The 15,630-nt window shown below is 70.6% G+C and carries 16 protein-coding genes and 2 pseudogenes; 6 read left to right on the top strand and 12 right to left on the bottom strand.

Translation table 11 applies throughout. The features are described from left to right. Window positions 1–282: 282 nt before the first annotated feature. Together ACFY6U_RS34725 and ACFY6U_RS34720 are read left to right on the top strand one after the other, a co-directional pair. Window positions 283–954 carry a formylglycine-generating enzyme family protein gene (locus tag ACFY6U_RS34725; protein ID WP_390044616.1) on the top strand — a complete coding sequence of 224 codons (672 nt, stop codon included), beginning with the start codon at window positions 283–285 and terminating at the stop codon, window positions 952–954. 325 nt (window positions 955–1,279) lie between these two features. Then, window positions 1,280–1,534 carry a hypothetical protein gene (locus tag ACFY6U_RS34720; protein WP_390044983.1) on the top strand — a complete coding sequence of 85 codons (255 nt, stop codon included), beginning with the start codon at window positions 1,280–1,282 and terminating at the stop codon, window positions 1,532–1,534. Between the two features lie 404 nt (window positions 1,535–1,938). On the opposite strand, the gene ACFY6U_RS34715 is transcribed toward ACFY6U_RS34720, so the two are convergent. The 4 genes from ACFY6U_RS34715 to ACFY6U_RS34700 form a co-directional block, all read right to left on the bottom strand. Next, the gene (locus tag ACFY6U_RS34715; RefSeq protein ID WP_390044614.1) at window positions 1,939–2,754 is read right to left on the bottom strand and encodes a helix-turn-helix domain-containing protein; all 816 of its coding nucleotides are present in this window, start codon (window positions 2,752–2,754) and stop codon (window positions 1,939–1,941) included. 10 nt (window positions 2,755–2,764) lie between these two features. Beyond that, window positions 2,765–3,793 (bottom strand): SDR family oxidoreductase, encoded by a 1,029-nt coding sequence (locus tag ACFY6U_RS34710; RefSeq protein WP_390044612.1) that lies wholly within the window; start codon window positions 3,791–3,793, stop codon window positions 2,765–2,767. A 318-nt stretch (window positions 3,794–4,111) separates the two neighbouring features. Further along, entirely contained in the window at window positions 4,112–4,909 is a 798-nt protein-coding gene (locus ACFY6U_RS34705) for an NAD(P)-dependent oxidoreductase (RefSeq protein WP_390044610.1), read from the bottom strand. 51 nt (window positions 4,910–4,960) lie between these two features. Further along, the gene (locus ACFY6U_RS34700; protein ID WP_390044608.1) at window positions 4,961–5,167 is read right to left on the bottom strand and encodes a hypothetical protein; all 207 of its coding nucleotides are present in this window, start codon (window positions 5,165–5,167) and stop codon (window positions 4,961–4,963) included. Between the two features lie 3 nt (window positions 5,168–5,170). Between ACFY6U_RS34700 and ACFY6U_RS34695 the strand changes: the two genes are divergently transcribed. Continuing rightward, window positions 5,171–5,557 carry a response regulator transcription factor gene (locus ACFY6U_RS34695; protein ID WP_390044606.1) on the top strand — a complete coding sequence of 129 codons (387 nt, stop codon included), beginning with the start codon at window positions 5,171–5,173 and terminating at the stop codon, window positions 5,555–5,557. Window positions 5,558–5,714: 157 nt separating this feature from the next. On the opposite strand, the pseudogene ACFY6U_RS34690 reads toward ACFY6U_RS34695, so the two are convergent. The 3 genes and pseudogenes from ACFY6U_RS34690 to ACFY6U_RS34680 all read right to left on the bottom strand — a co-directional run. After that, window positions 5,715–6,067, bottom strand: a pseudogene (locus ACFY6U_RS34690) (hypothetical protein); the annotation flags it as partial. A gap of 44 nt (window positions 6,068–6,111) precedes the next feature. After that, window positions 6,112–6,714: a hypothetical protein gene (locus ACFY6U_RS34685; protein ID WP_390044604.1), complete on the bottom strand. Its 603-nt coding sequence runs from the start codon at window positions 6,712–6,714 to the stop codon at window positions 6,112–6,114. A 20-nt stretch (window positions 6,715–6,734) separates the two neighbouring features. Further along, the gene (locus tag ACFY6U_RS34680) at window positions 6,735–7,742 is read right to left on the bottom strand and encodes an ArsR family transcriptional regulator (RefSeq protein ID WP_390044603.1); all 1,008 of its coding nucleotides are present in this window, start codon (window positions 7,740–7,742) and stop codon (window positions 6,735–6,737) included. A gap of 248 nt (window positions 7,743–7,990) precedes the next feature. On the opposite strand from ACFY6U_RS34680, the pseudogene ACFY6U_RS34675 reads away from it, so the two are divergent. Then, window positions 7,991–8,083 (top strand): annotated as a pseudogene (locus tag ACFY6U_RS34675) (beta-ketoacyl-ACP reductase); the annotation flags it as partial. A gap of 56 nt (window positions 8,084–8,139) precedes the next feature. Further along, window positions 8,140–9,468 carry an MFS transporter gene (locus tag ACFY6U_RS34670; RefSeq protein ID WP_390044601.1) on the top strand — a complete coding sequence of 443 codons (1,329 nt, stop codon included), beginning with the start codon at window positions 8,140–8,142 and terminating at the stop codon, window positions 9,466–9,468. Between the two features lie 102 nt (window positions 9,469–9,570). Here ACFY6U_RS34670 and ACFY6U_RS34665 read toward each other — a convergent pair whose 3' ends face one another. After that, the gene (locus ACFY6U_RS34665; RefSeq protein WP_390044599.1) at window positions 9,571–9,987 is read right to left on the bottom strand and encodes a MarR family winged helix-turn-helix transcriptional regulator; all 417 of its coding nucleotides are present in this window, start codon (window positions 9,985–9,987) and stop codon (window positions 9,571–9,573) included. Between the two features lie 162 nt (window positions 9,988–10,149). Between ACFY6U_RS34665 and ACFY6U_RS34660 the strand changes: the two genes are divergently transcribed. Then, window positions 10,150–11,016: an NAD(P)H-binding protein gene (locus ACFY6U_RS34660; protein WP_390044597.1), complete on the top strand. Its 867-nt coding sequence runs from the start codon at window positions 10,150–10,152 to the stop codon at window positions 11,014–11,016. 498 nt (window positions 11,017–11,514) lie between these two features. Here ACFY6U_RS34660 and ACFY6U_RS34655 read toward each other — a convergent pair whose 3' ends face one another. The 4 genes from ACFY6U_RS34655 to ACFY6U_RS34640 form a co-directional block, all read right to left on the bottom strand. After that, a complete protein-coding gene (locus ACFY6U_RS34655; protein WP_390044595.1) occupies window positions 11,515–12,594 on the bottom strand; it encodes a hypothetical protein in 1,080 nt (359 codons plus the stop codon). Between the two features lie 115 nt (window positions 12,595–12,709). Beyond that, window positions 12,710–14,362, bottom strand: a complete 1,653-nt coding sequence (locus ACFY6U_RS34650) for a caspase family protein (protein ID WP_390044593.1) — start codon at window positions 14,360–14,362, stop codon at window positions 12,710–12,712. Window positions 14,363–14,364: 2 nt separating this feature from the next. After that, window positions 14,365–14,736, bottom strand: a complete 372-nt coding sequence (locus ACFY6U_RS34645) for a hypothetical protein (protein WP_390044591.1) — start codon at window positions 14,734–14,736, stop codon at window positions 14,365–14,367. Between the two features lie 334 nt (window positions 14,737–15,070). After that, window positions 15,071–15,553, bottom strand: a complete 483-nt coding sequence (locus ACFY6U_RS34640) for an MSMEG_6728 family protein (protein ID WP_390044982.1) — start codon at window positions 15,551–15,553, stop codon at window positions 15,071–15,073. Between the last annotated feature and the right edge of the window lie 77 nt (window positions 15,554–15,630).

Genomic DNA, 15,630 nt, shown 5'->3' with positions numbered 1-15,630 from the left:
ACCGTGGCGGTGGGGACGTCGTCGGTGCAGGCGACGTGGGCGTTGCGCGCGGACCGCGGAACGACCTTGGTGGCCACGGCGGGGCAGTTCTGCGCTGCGGCCGGGAGCGGCCCGCCCGCGTCCGTCCGCGACGCGGCGCCTGCGGATGGTACGACGACCGTTCCGAGCGCCGCCGATAGGCCGGTCGAGCCGGCCCGGAGCACGTGCCGCCGGGTGCTTCTCAGCCGTTCCCCTTCGGTTCTGCCGTTCCGCCGGGGCAGGTCTCGTTAGGATCTCCCGATCATGGACGTGATGACGGGGAACGAGATGGTCGCCATCCCGCCGGGGCCGGTGACGCTGTCGGACCGGCGGACACAGCGCAGCTGGTCGGTCGAGGTTTCGCCCTACCAGCTCGCGGCGTTCCCGGTCACGCAGGCGTTGTACGCGCAGGTCACAGGCGGGCGGCCGAGTGTCGCCCAGGGGGACCGGTTGCCCGTCGAGTCCGTCTCCTGGTGGGACGCGGTGCGATTCTGCAACGCCTTGTCCCGGCGCGACGGGTTCACGCCCGCGTACCGCCTCCGTAGCGGCGACGAGGGAATCGAGTGGGACGCAACCGCCGACGGCTACCGGCTACCGACCGAAGCGGAGTGGGAGCACGCCTGTCGCGCCGGTACGACAGGACCGCGTTACGCGGAACTCGACGACATCGCCTGGTATCGCGGCAACTCCCACGAACGCATCCGCGACGTGGGCGGAAAGCAGCCCAACGCGTGGGGGCTCCACGACATGCTCGGAAACGTCTGGGACTGGTGCTGGGACGTCTACGACGCCGAGGTCTACGGTACGTACCGAGTGCTCCGTGGCGGCGGCTGGTTCGATGAGCACTGGAGTTGCCGGGCCTCCGCACGGCGCCGCAGCCACCCGACCTTCCAGGTCGACGACGTCGGATTCCGCATCGCGCGTTCTCTCGTGTGACGACCGAATCAGGCCCGTCCTCGGACGCAATGTCCCCCGATCGAACCGTCTGAGGGACTCGGCATCTGAGGCTTCGAGCGAATCGAACCCGTCCATGTGAGACACGGCCCCGATCAACTGCGAAGTGCCACTGAAGCTGGATCATCTTGCAGAGTGGTTCGAATCCGACTCCCGCGTCCTCGCCGCGAATCCGGAAGATGGTCGTGCTCCGGTGCCCCTCCGCGACCACTCCCGGGGATGGGAGTTCCGCTTCGCACCCAACTCCGCCTGATCAGGGCGCTGGCCGCGGGGCTCCGCGGCCCTTGCGAGAAGCCGGTCGCACCCGATCGGCGCTCGCCCGCTCGGGTCCGCCGGGGGTTCAGGCACCGGCCGGTTCGGTGGGAGCCTCACCGCCGTCGTGTCGGTGAAGCTGGACCACCCCGAGTTCCTCGGCCCGATCCGCGGACGGCTCGGCGGCGCCGAGGTGCGCGCCTGCGTCGGGGAGGCCGTCCAAGAACATCTCGGCGCCTGGTCCGAGAAGCACCCGGACCGGGCCGCGGCGATGGCCGGTCGGATCATCCGAGATCGTCACCGGGAATGACCGGCGGCGGATGTACTACACGGCGAACCACGCCGAGTGGGCAGAGCCGCGGGGTGCCGCGACGGCCGGGCGTGAGCCGTCCGGGGACCAGGCGCGCGGGTTCAGAAAGCGCCTGTTCATGGTGGGCTCAGCAGACCGCGCCGCTCGGCCCGGTGGACGACGGCCCCGGAGGCGCGTTCCGAGGAAAGGACGGCGTTGAGCTCCCGGTGCGGGTGATGAGCAGGTGTCGTGCGCACCCGCCGCCGTGACGCAGCCAGGGCTGCGGGTGCGAGGCGGTCCACGGCCGCAGGGGTGGGGACGGCGAGCCTCGTGAAGGCCGTCCCCACGCTTCACCTCGCATGGGGCTGGGACCGGAAGAAGCTCACTCGCCTCGCTGCTGTGGGATCCGCTGTCCTCGCACGCTGTCAGAGGCTGCTGAGGAGTGCCAGGCGCTCGGCGCTGGTGGAGTCCTGGTCGGCGTAGTAGACGACGATCAGTTGGCGGGCTTGCGGACGCACCATCTTCTCGTAGTGCAGGTCGAGTTCGCCGACCAACGGGTGGTTCAGCCGGGTGAGGCCGGTGTCGCGGCGGCGGACCTCGCGGCGCGTCCACAGGGTGCTGAACCGCTCGCTGGCGACGGTGAGTTCGCCGATGGTCTCCAGTAGCTCCGGGTCGGCCTCGTCGACGTCGATGACGGCGCGCAGTCCGGAGACGGCCTTCGCGGTCATGTCGTCCCACTGCGGATAGAGGCTGCGCATCTCGGGTTCGAGGAAGGCAGCCCGCAGCGGGTTGTGACCGATGGCGAAGAACGGGCACAGGAGCACGGCCAGCCGGTTCGCGGCGACGACCCGTCCGCTGGGCCCCTGGGCATAGGCAGGGGTCTGCGGCCAGCTGTCCAGCAGCGGCTGGAGATCGCCCTGGTGGGTACGGGGGCGGCTGCGCGGCCTGCGGCTGGGTGGGGCGGGGTGGGCGAGGCGGTGCAGGTAGGCGACGGCGTCCTCGTCGAGCTGGAGCGCGCCGGCCAGGGCGGCCAGGATCTGGTCGGAGGGGTTGAGGTTGCGGCCCTGTTCCAGGCGCAGGTAGTACTCGGGACTGATGCCGGCGAGCTGGGCGACCTCCTCGCGCCGCAGTCCGGGGACCCGGCGCCGCTCGCCGACGGGCAGCCCGACCTGCTGGGGGCTGATCTGCCCGCGCCGGGCCCGCAGGAACTCGCCCAGGGTGTCGGCCGTCTCGCGTGTCATGCTCTTGACGCTAACCGCTCAGCAGCCCGAGACGGACCAGGCTCTCCGCGGTGGCCACGACGGCGTTCTCGTTGGAACGAGGAGACCAGTCCAGCTCCTTGCGGGCCTTGGCGTTGGACGCCCGGCGTACCACGCCCAGCTGCGGCACCATCTCACGCAGCGCCGGGTTGACCGTGGCCAGCAGGCGCAGCAGCCAGGCCGGGGCCGTCCCGGTGGGGGCCTTGACGGCGGCCTCGCCCAGCCGCGCACGCAACGCCAGGGCGATGTGGTGGAAGGAGATCGGCTCGCCCGCGAGCGCCAAGTATCGCTGCCCGGCGGCCTCGGGCGCCGTCATGGCACGTAGATGCAGGTCGGCCGCGTCTCGGACGTCCACGGTGTTGGTCCAGATCGGCGGCGCGGCCCGCATTGCGCCGGTCAGCATCGCGTGGACGATACGGATCGACGCGGAGTAGTCCGGTCCGAGGACCGGCCCGAAGATGCCCACGGGGTTGACGACCGCCAGCTCCAGCCCGTCGCCCTCGCGCTCGACGAAGTCCCAGGCGGCCCGTTCGGCAACCGTCTTGGACTTGATGTACGCGGACACCCCCGGCCCGTCGGTCTCCGTCCAGTCGTCCTCGCCGAACGTTCGTCCGGTGCGCCCGTGACCGTAACCCACCGCCGCGAAGGAGGAGGTCAGCACAGTGCGACGGACACCCGCCTCCCGGGCGGCGCGCAGCACACGCAGGGCCCCGTCACGGGCCGGGACGATCACCTCGTCCTCGTCCTTCGGCCGCGTTCCGGGAAACGGCGAGGCCACGTGGAGGACGTATTCGGCTCCCGCCACCGCCCGGTCCCAGCCCCGGTCAGACGTCAGATCCGCCTCCACATAGGAGACACGGTCCGCGTGCGGCGATCCAGCCACCTTGAGCATCCGCTCGACGTCGGACCGCCGGGTCAGTGAGCGCACCGTGGTCGTGACGGTGTGCCCGGCGGTCAGGAGCTGCGCGATCGTGTGGGAACCCAGAAACCCGGTTCCGCCCGTGACGAGTACATGTGCCATGCGTTCATGGTCGGCAGCCGGGTCGCCGCGTTCCAGATCTCGCCGATACCAGTACTCCCAGGGACAGGCGTCAGCGACGCTGCCCCCTTGAGTTTCGACGCACATGCTCAAGGTTCGGTCGCATCGGACAACCCGCCGGTCCTGAACCGCCAGATCGCACCCTCGAACTGCTGCCGGACGGACGACCGTGTCGCCCGGGATTCGCGGTCGACGGTCCGGGGTGAGGCTGAGTCAGCAGTGCCTCGGCCGTCAGCCGAACAGCTTGGGCAGCTTGTGCACCGGCGGTGCTCCGGCTCCCGGCGATGTCGCCGGGGCGTCTCAGGTTCCTGACTGCGACCGGTGGTTGTGCGTGCGTGTTCCAGCCGGCGAGCCGCCTCTCGGCGCGCCGCCGCGTGACCCTCCGCGAGCCGAGTTCGTGGAAGGACGATCGGGTATGGCCCCAGCCGTGCTCCCGGTGCGCGACCCTCCCGGTTGTGGAGCGGTGCCCCGCCCGGCGGTCAGGCCCCGAGGGGGACGGCGATCCGGCCGGGAAAGCGTGGGGTCTGTGCCTCGTCGAGCATGGCGGCGGCGACCGTCTCCCGGCTGATGCGGGCCGGGAAGAACCGCTAGGGGGGGCTCGTTCAGTCCGACGGTGCGGCGCGTCGTGCTCGCGGGGCCGTTCGCGAAGGGGCCGGAGTGTAAGACGGTGCCTCCGGCGGCCAGTACGGCGGCGTCGGCGGTGACCTTGTCGGTCAGTTCCGCGCCCAGTGCCTTGAGCAGGGTGCGGGTGGCGAAGCCGGCGGGCCGCGCGGACGGGCCCGTGCCGTAGGCGCCGAGCCAGACGATCCCGCCCGGCCGCGCGTCCAGCACCGCGCGGGAACCGATGGTGAGGGCGCCGGGCTTGTCCCCCCGGGCCACGCCCAGGCCGGACAGGACGACCTCGCTGCCGCGCAGTGCCTCCGCGATGCTCCCCGGATCGTGTACGTCGGCGGCCACGAGGGTCAGTCGGGGTGAGTCGGGCACGGTGATACGTGCCGGGGTGCGGGCGACCGCGGTGACGGTGTGCCCGCGTTCGAGGGCCTGGCGGGTCAGGGCGAACCCGACGGCGCCCGAGGCGGCCAGAATGGTCACGTGCACGACATGTCTCCGGGTTCCGGTTCTCGATGATGTCCGTGGCCGCGGGCCCGTTCAGGCGACCGTGGCCAGGACCCGGACGGCGGGGGTGTGCAGCGCCGGGGCGGTGGCCAGGATGGTGTCGGCGCCCGGGCTCCACGGGGAGCCGTCGATGCGGGTGACGATGCCGCCGGCCTCGGTGATCATCAGGGCGCCGGCGGTGACGCCGGGCAGGACGGGCTCGTACGCTGGCTGGACGAGATCGGTGCCCAGGCCCTGCACGAGGTGTCGGCGGACGCCCGGGCCGGCCGGGGTGAGGAGGCGTATCTGCGGGTACGGTCCCGCACGGGGCGGTGGCCCTCGCCGCTCGGCGGCGATCCGGGCAACGGCGCGTCGGCCAGTGGGACCTCGGTCGTCATCCAGCCGACGCCGACCTCCGGCATCACCGAGATGCTGGCCCTCGGGTACGGGCTGACAGCATGGGAACGGGAGATCCTGCAGCACGTGATCTCCGGCCGGTCCTCGACCGGGATCGCGTCCGAACTGACCTTGTCCCTCTACACCGTGCAGGACCATCTGAAGTGCATCTTCGGCAAGTTCGGCGTCCGCAGCCGTGGTCGGTCGGTAGCGCGTGCCCTGGACATCCCACCTATGGACGTCTCGCCTCACTGAGCCTCCTCAATCCTGTGTCTGCCTAGGTGCAGGCTCGACGCGGCGACCGAGGCGAGGGGCGGCGGGGACAGTTCCACGGTGACCACCCGGCCGCTCCTGGCCAACCGCCACCTGCACGGAAGCCGTGCCGGACCCGTCGGCCGCACCCCGGACCAGGGGGGGGGCCGGCCTGGCCTGGTTCGCGGCGGTGTGGGATGACCGGGCCGGTGCCTCGGTGACCGCCGTCCGCGATCAAGGGGGTACGGCCGACGGAGGCCCTCGCGCCGGTTCTTGGACTGGTCGGCGGCGCCGGCACCGGCCCGACGTGGTTGACGATGCGATCGGCAGCTGACTTGGAGATGCCGAACGGCTGGGCGAGCTGGCGCAGTGTCAGTGTCCAGGGGCGCCGCCGGCGAGCCGGCTCGGCACCTTCTCGCCGCAACAGACGATCAGCCTGCGGAAGTCGCGCGGTTGCCGCCCGCTGAACGGGGCTGTCCCATGCGGTTCCGGAGCCGTGGTCACACCAGCCATGTGAAGAGATCGTTCCACACCTGGGGACCTCGGAAAGCCGCGAATCAGCCGCAGCGGCTCTCTCGTCGCTCCACGGAACCCACCTGCTCCATGCGCCGGATCTCCCGCTCCGCTGCTTCCAGGTGCCCGAGGTCGAGGGCCATCGCGGCACGTCCGGCGACGTAGAAGATGTCCTGCCGGGTCCGACAGTCCAGCCCCGGTCGGCGGCACAAAGCCAGGAACCGCACCTCGAGACCGAGTTCGATGCGGCCCATCTCGTCCCGGACGCCGGCCGAGAGTGCGGCGTGCCGGAGATCCTTGGCGTAGCCACGCGTCTGCCGGTCGGCCTCGTCGGGGCGGGCTTCCACGGGACGACAGGGATGATCGGCCCACTCCGTGTCAGCCCACCGGACGAGTTCGTCCAGGTGCTCCGAGGCGACCGCCAGATCCGGGGGCGAGGCGGAGAGGGCCGCGTCAGCGCCGGCAACCAGCTGGGCGAGACGGTGTCGCGCGTGGTCGTCCCCCGCCACGCACATCGCGATGAAGCCCGACAGCACGTCGAGCCGGCGCGACACCTCCGCGCGCCGCCAGATCTCGTACAGTCCCGCCGTCCACCGTTCCCTCTCCGCCGACCGCGTCTCCGCGCCCCGAACCCTGTGCCGCGCCACCGCCAACGGGTCCAACGGCTTCAGTTGTCGTGGGTGCGCGGTCTGGTAGAGGTGGTCGTGAGTCGGTCGCCGAGTGCGCTTCTCCGGTACAGCACATGCCGTCCGTCACGTGTCCGGGTGACCAGTCCTGTGGAGTGCAGGACACCCAGGTGCTGGGAGACAGCGCTCGGGGTGACCCTGAGACGGCGGGCGAGTTCTACGGTGGGCAGCGGCTCTTCCAGGAGGCTGAGCAGTCTCGCGCGGGATGAACCGAGCAGAGAGACCAGGGCGGTTGTGTCGACGGTGGGCATCTCCGTGCCCCACAGCGTGGCTACGCCCCGGCTGGGGTAGACCAGGCTCGGCGGCTCGTCCGGGCTGACGGGGGGCGCAGGCTTGTGTGCGAACACGGACGGCATGAGCAACAGCCCCCGGCCGGATGCCGCAACACGGTGCTTGCTGATCATCTTGTCGATGTGCAGCTCTCCGTCCTGCCAGCGCAGGTTCGGGTGCATGCCGGCGAACAGCTGTCGGGCGCCGCCCAGAGCGAGCCGACGGGCACGGTAGGTCATGTCGGCTTCCAGTACCAACCGCATCTGCGGCCATACCGGTTCGAGGGCCAGCTCCCAGTACTGCCGCAGCAGATCGCAGATGGCGTTGCGGAGTCCGGCGACAGGTGCGTCTTCGGCGGCGGTGGCGTCGCGGAGGGCTTCGGGGACGGGGTCGGGTGCGTGTGCGAGCAGCAGGTCATGGCGGACTCGAGCGCAGGACGCCTGACGGACGACGGAGAGTTCTTCTTCGAAGGCGGGCGCGAAGCTCGCGGGATTCGGGGTCAGGAAGTCGGGGAGAGTGCGCCGCTGGGCGACCAGGGACATCAGCAGACCGGTGTCGAGCGTGCCGAGTCTGCCGAGTACGGACCTGCGCCAGGGCAGATGCAGCGCCGACAGGCCCGGATCCTGCAGCACCCGCAGGCTGAACAGGGTTTCGTGCAGGGGCGAGAGGGCGAATCGGGTGTCCGCGAGGTCCTCGACGCCGAGCACAAAGCTGATCATTAAGGCATACGCTACATCGATGGGCGACGCAGCGTCGATGCCGTGGACTTCCTCCCATGACACACACAACTCATCTGCAGCACAGGGCGGCTGCCACCGGTGGGCCGCCGACGGTGCTGGTCGACGACGCCCGCATCGGCCCCCGTGCCGGCCTGGTGGGGATGACCACGCAGCAGCGGGGGACGGTGGTCCCGGGGATCAACCGCAGCGGCCCGTTCTTCGCCGCCCGGGCCGTCTGCCCGCGCATGGCGAAGGCGGGTCTGGTCGGATTCACCGAGTCCCCGGCTCTCCAGTTCGGACCGTGTGGCATGACCGCGAACGCCATCGCGCCGGGATTCGTCTCCGGTCGGGTCATCTGCGCGGCGGGGGGCCGGTGGACTGAAGGATGAGCCGCCGGATGATCCTGATCCTGGCTGTCACGTGCGCCGTGGCGGTAGGCAACATCTACTTTCCGCAGGCCGTCGGTCCGCTGGTCGCCGCCGGGCTGCACGTGTCGCCTGATGCGGCCGCTTCGGTGGTGACCGCCACACAGGCCGGCTACACGGCCGGGATGGTCTTGCTGGTGCCGCTCGGCGACCGGTTCCCGCACCGCCCGTACCTCGTCGTCCTCCTCGCCCTGACCGGCCTGGCACTGACCGCGGCGGGTTGCGCACCGGGTCTGCCGGCCCTCATCGCCGCCAGCACCCTTGTCGGCCTGGCCACCGTGGGTGCGCAGATCGTCGGCCCACTGGCAGCCGGTCTCGTGGCCGCCGACCGCCAAGGAGCGGTGATCGGGACCCTGTTGAGCGGATCGACCGGCGGCATGCTGCTGGCGCGGACCTTCAGCGCCACGCTCGGTGAGTGGCTGGGCTGGCGGGCCCCCTACCTGATCGCCGCCATCCTGGCCCTGATCCTCGCCACCGTCCTGGCCCTCGCGGTGCCGACCACAACGCCGTCCTCCCGTCGGCCGTACACAGCGCTTCTGGCCGAGCCGCTGCGCCTGCTGCGCACCGAGCCTGACCTGCGCCGCTCGTGCTTCTACCAGGCAGCCGTCTTCGCCGGGTTCTCCGCTGTCTGGACATGCCTGGCGCTCCTGCTCGCCGGACCGGCCTACGGACTGGGTGCCCAGGCGGTAGGGATGATCGCCCTGGTCGGGGCGGCGACCATGGTCTGCACCCCGCTTGCCGGCCGCCTGGTGGACCGCTACGGCCCCGATCCGGTGAACCTCGTCTGCCTGCTCGGCGTCCTCGTCTCAGCCGCGATCCTCACCATGGGTGCCCGGGGCGGCACCCTGGGACTGGTCGCCCTGACACTCGGCACGCTGCTCCTCGACACCACCATGCAGGCCGGCATGGTCGCCAACCAAGTCCGCGTCTACGCTCTGCGCATCGACGCCCGCAGCAGACTGAACACCGCCTACATGACCTGCGCCTACCTGGGCGGCAGCGCAGGTTCCTGGCTCGGGGTACGCGTCTGGAGCCAGGCCGGCTGGTGGGGCGTGTGCGTGCTCGTCGCACTGCTCGCCGCACTCGCCCTGGCCCGCCACCTCCTGGCGCCGTACAAGTCCGAGAAGAGCCCGGCCGGGAAGCGTGTGGCGAATACGGATGGCTGCGACCACCGCCCTGGTGCCGGCGGAAGCGATCAGGCCGCGTACAGCGTCTCCGTTCCTCGGCCTCGCCGTCGTCCGACTCGTCGTGCGCGTGGGGATCACGCAACGGGCGCAGGCCGGGCGCCGCGGGCCAGGTGAAGGCATAGCGGCCGTTGAAGTGGATGTGGTTGCACCGAAAGGCGGGGATGGCTGGGCGAGCAGCTCGTCGGGGACGGGGAAGCCGTCGGTGGCGAGCTGGTTTCAGGTGATGGCCGAGTCGCCGTGATCGATGGGCTCGCTCAGTAGTTTGCTCGCCGCCCGATGGACCTTCGTCAGGGCGTTCAAGAGGGATTCGCGTTCGGCCTCGGTGAGATCCGCGGTGACCTTTTCCTCGATCAACCGCCGTTCCGCCTCGATCGGTTTCCGCAGCGCACGCCCCGCGTCAGTGAGCCAGAGCCGGACGAGTCGGTTGTCCCGTTCGTCACGGCGGCGGGTGAGCAGTCCGGTTGCGGTCATCCGGTCGGCCATCTTGACGACGGTGGGCGTCGTGACGTTCAGTGCGGCGGCGACTTCGCCGGGCGTGCTGCCGTCCCGCTCCCACAACACGGCGAGCAGGTAGTTCTGTCCGACGTGCAACCCATGGCGTCGCATGGCCCCGTCGGCCAGGGCGCGGAGCACCTTCGACGTTCTGCCGTGCAGGTCCAGGAACTCTGACATCGCAGCCTTTCGGTGGTGTGCGGGGGCCGGACGCCCGGGCCGCGCGCAAGTCGATTGACGGCTAATCATTAACCGGCTAACGTCCGCTCGGATTCACTAGACGGCAAACGACTTTGAGGAGCCATGATGATACTGGTCACCGGAGCCACCGGGAACATCGGCCGTGAACTCGTTCGCGAACTCGACGCGAAAGGCGCGAAGTTACGTCTGCTCGTCCGCGACCCCGCCCGCGCGGCACGACTGCCCGAGCGTGCCGAGCGCGCCGTCGGCGACCTGGGGGAGCCCACGACACTGGCTCCCGCCTTCGCCGGCGTCGACAGACTCTTCCTGCTCACACAGGGCATCGGCACCGACCACACCGCCGCCGCCATCGCCGCAGCCGAGGCCGCAGGGGTGCGTCACATCGTGCACCTGTCCTCTTTCCACGTCACCTTCGACCCGATACCCGCCATGGGGCGCTGGCACCACGAACGCGAGAAGATCATCCGCGCGTCCGGCATACCCGCCACATTCCTGCGGCCCGGCGGCTTCATGACCAACGCCCTTGACTGGCTGCTCACTATCCGCGAGGGACAATACGTCCTCGACCCGGTCGGCCCCGGCCGCTACGCGCCGATCGACCCCGCGGACATCGCCGCGGTCGCCGCCCTCGCCCTGACCGAGGCCGGCCACCACCACAAGGAGTACGTCCTCACCGGCGACGAGGTGTTCACCGTAGCCGAACAGGTCCGGATCATCGCCGAGACGATCGGCCGCGACATCGAGGTCCGGGCAACGGCCACAACGGCCGAGGCCGTACGGTTCCGCTTTCCCGACGGGGCACCCAAGGCACTTGCCGAGGCCATCACGGAGGGCTTCACCCTCATGCGGGCCGACACCGCAGGGTTCCGGACGGACACCGTGGAGCGGCTGCTCGGACGCAGGCCGCGGACTTTCGCCGACTGGTGCGCGCGTAACGCCGAAGCGTTCCGACGACCTGACACCGCCTGAGCCGGTGGACAACCACGCCCTCTACCGCCTCCGCTGATCGGTCCGCCCGCCATGCCGAGCCGCCTCGTCACAGATGATCCGGCGCTCCCTCAATCCCACCACGACGGGCTTGCCCGCACCGCGGACAGGAGCCGTGTATTCGCCCTGAGGGGCGCTCACGGCCGGGGCCGGTCGCCTGCCGGGCAGTATTTCGGGGCCTCGACCCGGACAACCATGTCGGACACCTCGACCGACTCCACCGGCACGGTCCAGCGAGGAGAACAGCACCTCTTCGACTTGCGGCCGTACCTCGTTCACGGCGCAGCGCTGCCGGCCGCACTGCACACCGGCCGGGCGGTTTTCGGGCTGTCTCAGCCACCATCACGAGACAGCGGATGTTCAGTGGTTCCGACAGCGCTCCGGCGCACTCCTCGTTCGACGGAGCGGGCAGGTCCGAGCCCCGACTTCCGGCCGTAGCAGAACAGTCGACGCCGTGCGGCGGCGGCCTGGTCGACCAGGTCAAGACGTCCGCCTGGTCCCATTGCCGGACGAGGTGCAGGCGAACCAGGTCTGCGCCTCGTCTGCGGACAGGACACGGGCCACCTCGACCGTGCCCGGGAGCATCGGGAAGAACCGGTCGGCGTTCCAACTGCGCGGGTACGCCGGCTCGTCCAGCACGAGCAGGCGGCGCCCCTCCACAACGGGGATGTCGTCAGGCAGCCCCTCGTTCCAGATCCGCTCCCCGTCCGGAGCAAGCATTTCGAAGGCCCCGGTCGAGACGATCCCGGTGCGCCCCCGGGCCGGTTCGGGGTCCGTGGCCAGACGGACGCTCTCCGCCGACGGTGCGGTGCCGGGCACGTGTCTGCCGCCGATGAGAACGTGGGCGAGCAGCGTGTGCAACTGGAAGTTGTCCCCGATGCCGCCGATGCGCACCTCGAACCCGGTCCCAGTGGGCCGGTGCAGCACCACCAGGGGCTCGTCGTCCAAGATCGCCAAGGCGTAGGCCAGGCACTTGAGGTCGTGCCGCTCCAGCGCCGCCAGGTCGCGGCAGGCGGGGAGGAGCGCGGATGCGTATCGGCGGCGCACCTCAGCGCTGCGGCACAGCACGGCCAGCGCGGGCGGCTGCCACTCCTCGACCGAGCACCAGGCGAGCGCCAGCCGCAGAGCCTCGTGTGCCTCGTCGCCGAGTCGGGCCATCAGCGCGTCGTCGATGACCTCCGTGTCGGGTTCAGGCAGTTCATCCTCGGGGCCGCCAGTCGCGGTCCAGAGGCGGGCGAACTCCAGGGCGTCGAGCAGGTCCTGGTGGGTGCCGTCGAGGATCGGCTCCGCACAGGCCGCCGGGTCGGCACCGCGTTCCACGCAGAAGCCGGCCGCCGTCGCCAGCATCGGCCGCGGGCCGGTGGGCGGAAAAGCGGGAAGCAGCGCGGCCAACCGGGGCCCCACCGCTATGCATTCGGTCTCCGTCGCCGACTGCAGCCTACTCGTCGCCGTCTTGAAGGCCCGCTCGGTGCGGGCACCGTCGCGAGCGGCCACTGCCTGCTCCAGCTCGGACACGGCGGCGGCCAGGTCCGACGCCTTCTGCTTCCTTCTGAAGATCACCGACTCATCCTAACGAGCCGCATTTCTTCGGTGGCTCGGCCTTGGCCAGGGGCGTGGTGAGGGCTCGTCTACGCGGTACGCAGCAGGCCACCATGCGGCGCGCGTTGACCGGGGGTCAGGCCCCGGTACCGTCGTGGTGCGGTGTGCGGTCCGCCGGACCGGCGATCCGCACAAGTCCCTTCTCGGCTTCCCGGGCGATCCACCGAGGGCGGAGCCGGGAGCTGACTTCCACGGCGCGCCTGTAGTGTTCGCTTGCCTGCGTGAGGTCGCCGGCCTGCTCTGCGCACATGGCGACGTGAACCAGGCTCCAGCCGGTCAGAGACTCGTTGTGACCGGCCAGGCCGTTGTGGACGGCGGCTTCGTAGTGCTCCCGCTCCTGGTCGGCATCCCCCTCGGCATGCGCCATCTTGGCCATCTGGTGGTGGATCCAGCCTGCCGCTGTGTGGCACCGATGGACGTCTGCTACGGACAGGGCCCGCCGGAAGAAGTCCTTGGCGGTCGACACGTCGCCGTGTTCCCGCCGGTCCACGCCGAAGTTGTACAGGGACCAGGTCTTCAGAAGCATGTCACCTGTCTCGTCGGCGATGCGATCGGCGCGGGTGAAGAACCTCAGCGCCATCGCGAAGTCCCCGGCTCTCCAACGGCAGGAGCCGAGGCCGTCCCAGGCCCAGCCCTCCTGCCGTCTGGCGCGGTGCTCTATGGCGAGATCGAGAGCCGACCAGTAGCGCTCTTCGGCCTGTTCGGGCGCGCCTGCGTCACGTTCCTCGGTCGCCTGGTCGATCAGATCCTGGATCTCAGCCGGCCCTGCAGCGATGTTCGGGGGGTGTCCGGCGGTTTCTCCCACGGTGGCTGCCGCGGCGGACACGGTGCGGCTGTCGTCGTCCGCCAGGAGCCGGAGCTGCTCCGCCGCGCGGGCGCGGACCGTCACGTTGCCGATGCGGTACAGGTGGGCGAGTTGCTCCACACCCCCGAGCCGCTGCGTCGCCAATGGACTCTGCAGCGCGTTCTGGAGCTGCGCGGGAAGGGCCCAGTTGACGTTCTGAGCGATGACGGTACGGCCCTCGATGTTCTCCTGTTTCTTGGGCCGCTGCTGCGGCATCTCGGCGACGACCTTGCCATGGACGTAGGCATACAGCTCGTCGAGGGTGATGTCGCCGTCGCCGTCGAGGTCGGCGCTGCCGTCGCGCAGCCCTTGCACCAGGTGCTTGGTGAAGACCGAGCGAGGGGCGCTGCCGTGCAGCCGGTCGCCCTCGAAGGCGTGCTGGGCTGCGTCGGAGGCGGTCAGCACGGTACGGCCTTGGCCCTGGAACCGCTCCAGCGCGTGCACGTCGGTGTCGCCCTTGGCGAGCCGGCCTGCAGGGAAGGCGCCGCTGTAACAGCAGTCGAGGATCAGCACCTGCCGGCGCGACATGCAGGCGGTCATGGCCTGGTCGATCTGCTCGGCGGGCAGGGAGGTGAACGTGCGGTTGGCGAGGCGGGTGTTGACCGTGGCCAGGTGGAGGCGGCCGTCGTCGTCCTTGAGGCCATGCCCGGTGAAGTACAGCAGGGTGAGGTCGTCGTGGCTGCGGGCACGGAAGAAATCGCCGATGGCCGACCCGACCTCGTGGTGCGGTCTGTTGACGAGGGTCGTCACCTCGAACCCGGCGATGTCCGGGTCGCGCAGGACTTCGGCCAGTGCCTCGGCGTCGTGGCCGGGCGCGGTCAGCTGCTGCAGCCCCTGGTCCTCGTAGACACAGGTGGCGATCAGCAGGGCGAACCGGCCTCCCACGACTACTCCCCACCCGCGCCGTGACGGCGCACGAACGCGTCGATCAGCTGCTGCCGTTCTTCGGGAGTCGGCGCAGGCAGATCCAGTGTGTCGCCGTCTAGGGTGATCGAGACACGATTTCGGCCGACCTGCCGCCCGAGCCAGTCCTGCACCAGTCCGATCAGCGAGGTGAGCACGCCGCCCGGAACGCTCAGCGCCAGGACGACCGCCCCCGCGGTGACCCCCTTCGAGCCCTCACGCGGGGCGCCGTCGGCCACGGCCTGCAACGTGTGGAGGTCCAGCCCGCGCAACTCGGCCAGCAGCCTCCTCGCCAGCCGTTCCCTCTCCTCTGCGCTCGCAGCGCTGTCCGGCACCACACTCAGCAGGACGTCCATGATTCGCACCCCCGATGGACCGCGGAGCCCCTTTCTCCACGGCGTAGATGCCAGTGTGGCGAGTGGGCTGCTTTCCGGGGGCGGATTCAGGAAAGCCCGCGATCGCGGCCCTGCTCGCCCGCGGCGCGTCGGCGACGCCGGCGCCGACGGACATGCGGTGGCCGCACGAATCGCTGATCCCACCCTGCGCCTTGCAACACCTCATGAAACGCATTTCGTCGGTCGGCCCCGCCTGCTCCGGTGTGCCGGGGTGTGCTCGTCGGACTTGGCAACGGACGCGTTCGGCACCGAGCCGATGCACCGCACGCCCTGGCCGCAAGCGGCGGCACGCGGTTCACCGGCCGGTGGGGCTGTCGGCGCGATCCGACGAGGGCCACACGTACGGCAGGTCGTCGCGCACGCCGGAAAACAGGCCGGCGTACACGTCATGGTCCTTGCGGACGAGTGCCGAACGGTGGCTCTCGTGGAACGACTCGTCGCCGAGCCAGGGCGGGAGTTCCCCGGCGGCCGCGAGTTCCGCCTGGTCACGGACCTGGGCGCCGGGACGGTACGCGGCGAGGTCGGCGACCAGGGAGGCGGCGCAGCTGTCCTGGTGTCCCTGCTCCCGCCAGACCCGGCAGATCTCCAGGCCGTAGCGTACGAGCGCCTCCTCGTAACCGGTCCACATCCGTACGGCCGGGTGGCGGCGCCATCCGTAGCCGGGGACGGTCAGGCCGCGGAGGACCTGCAGTGCCTCGACGCGCTGCTTGCCCAGTCGGCGCCGGTCCAGCAGGAGCGCCGTCTGCCGGAAGTCGGGGTCGGGCAGGAACGTCTGCATCACTCACCGGTCCGTCTCCTGCGCGGCACGGACGGCGTGTGGACGTCCGGCCTGCTGCCGGTCTCGGCGCCGCACAT

The sequence above is a fragment of the Streptomyces sp. NPDC013157 genome, assembly GCF_042899865.1.
GTDB lineage: Bacteria > Actinomycetota > Actinomycetes > Streptomycetales > Streptomycetaceae > Streptomyces.
The sequence above is the reverse complement of the archived record's forward strand: the minus strand, read 5'-3'. Positions and strand labels throughout refer to the sequence as shown.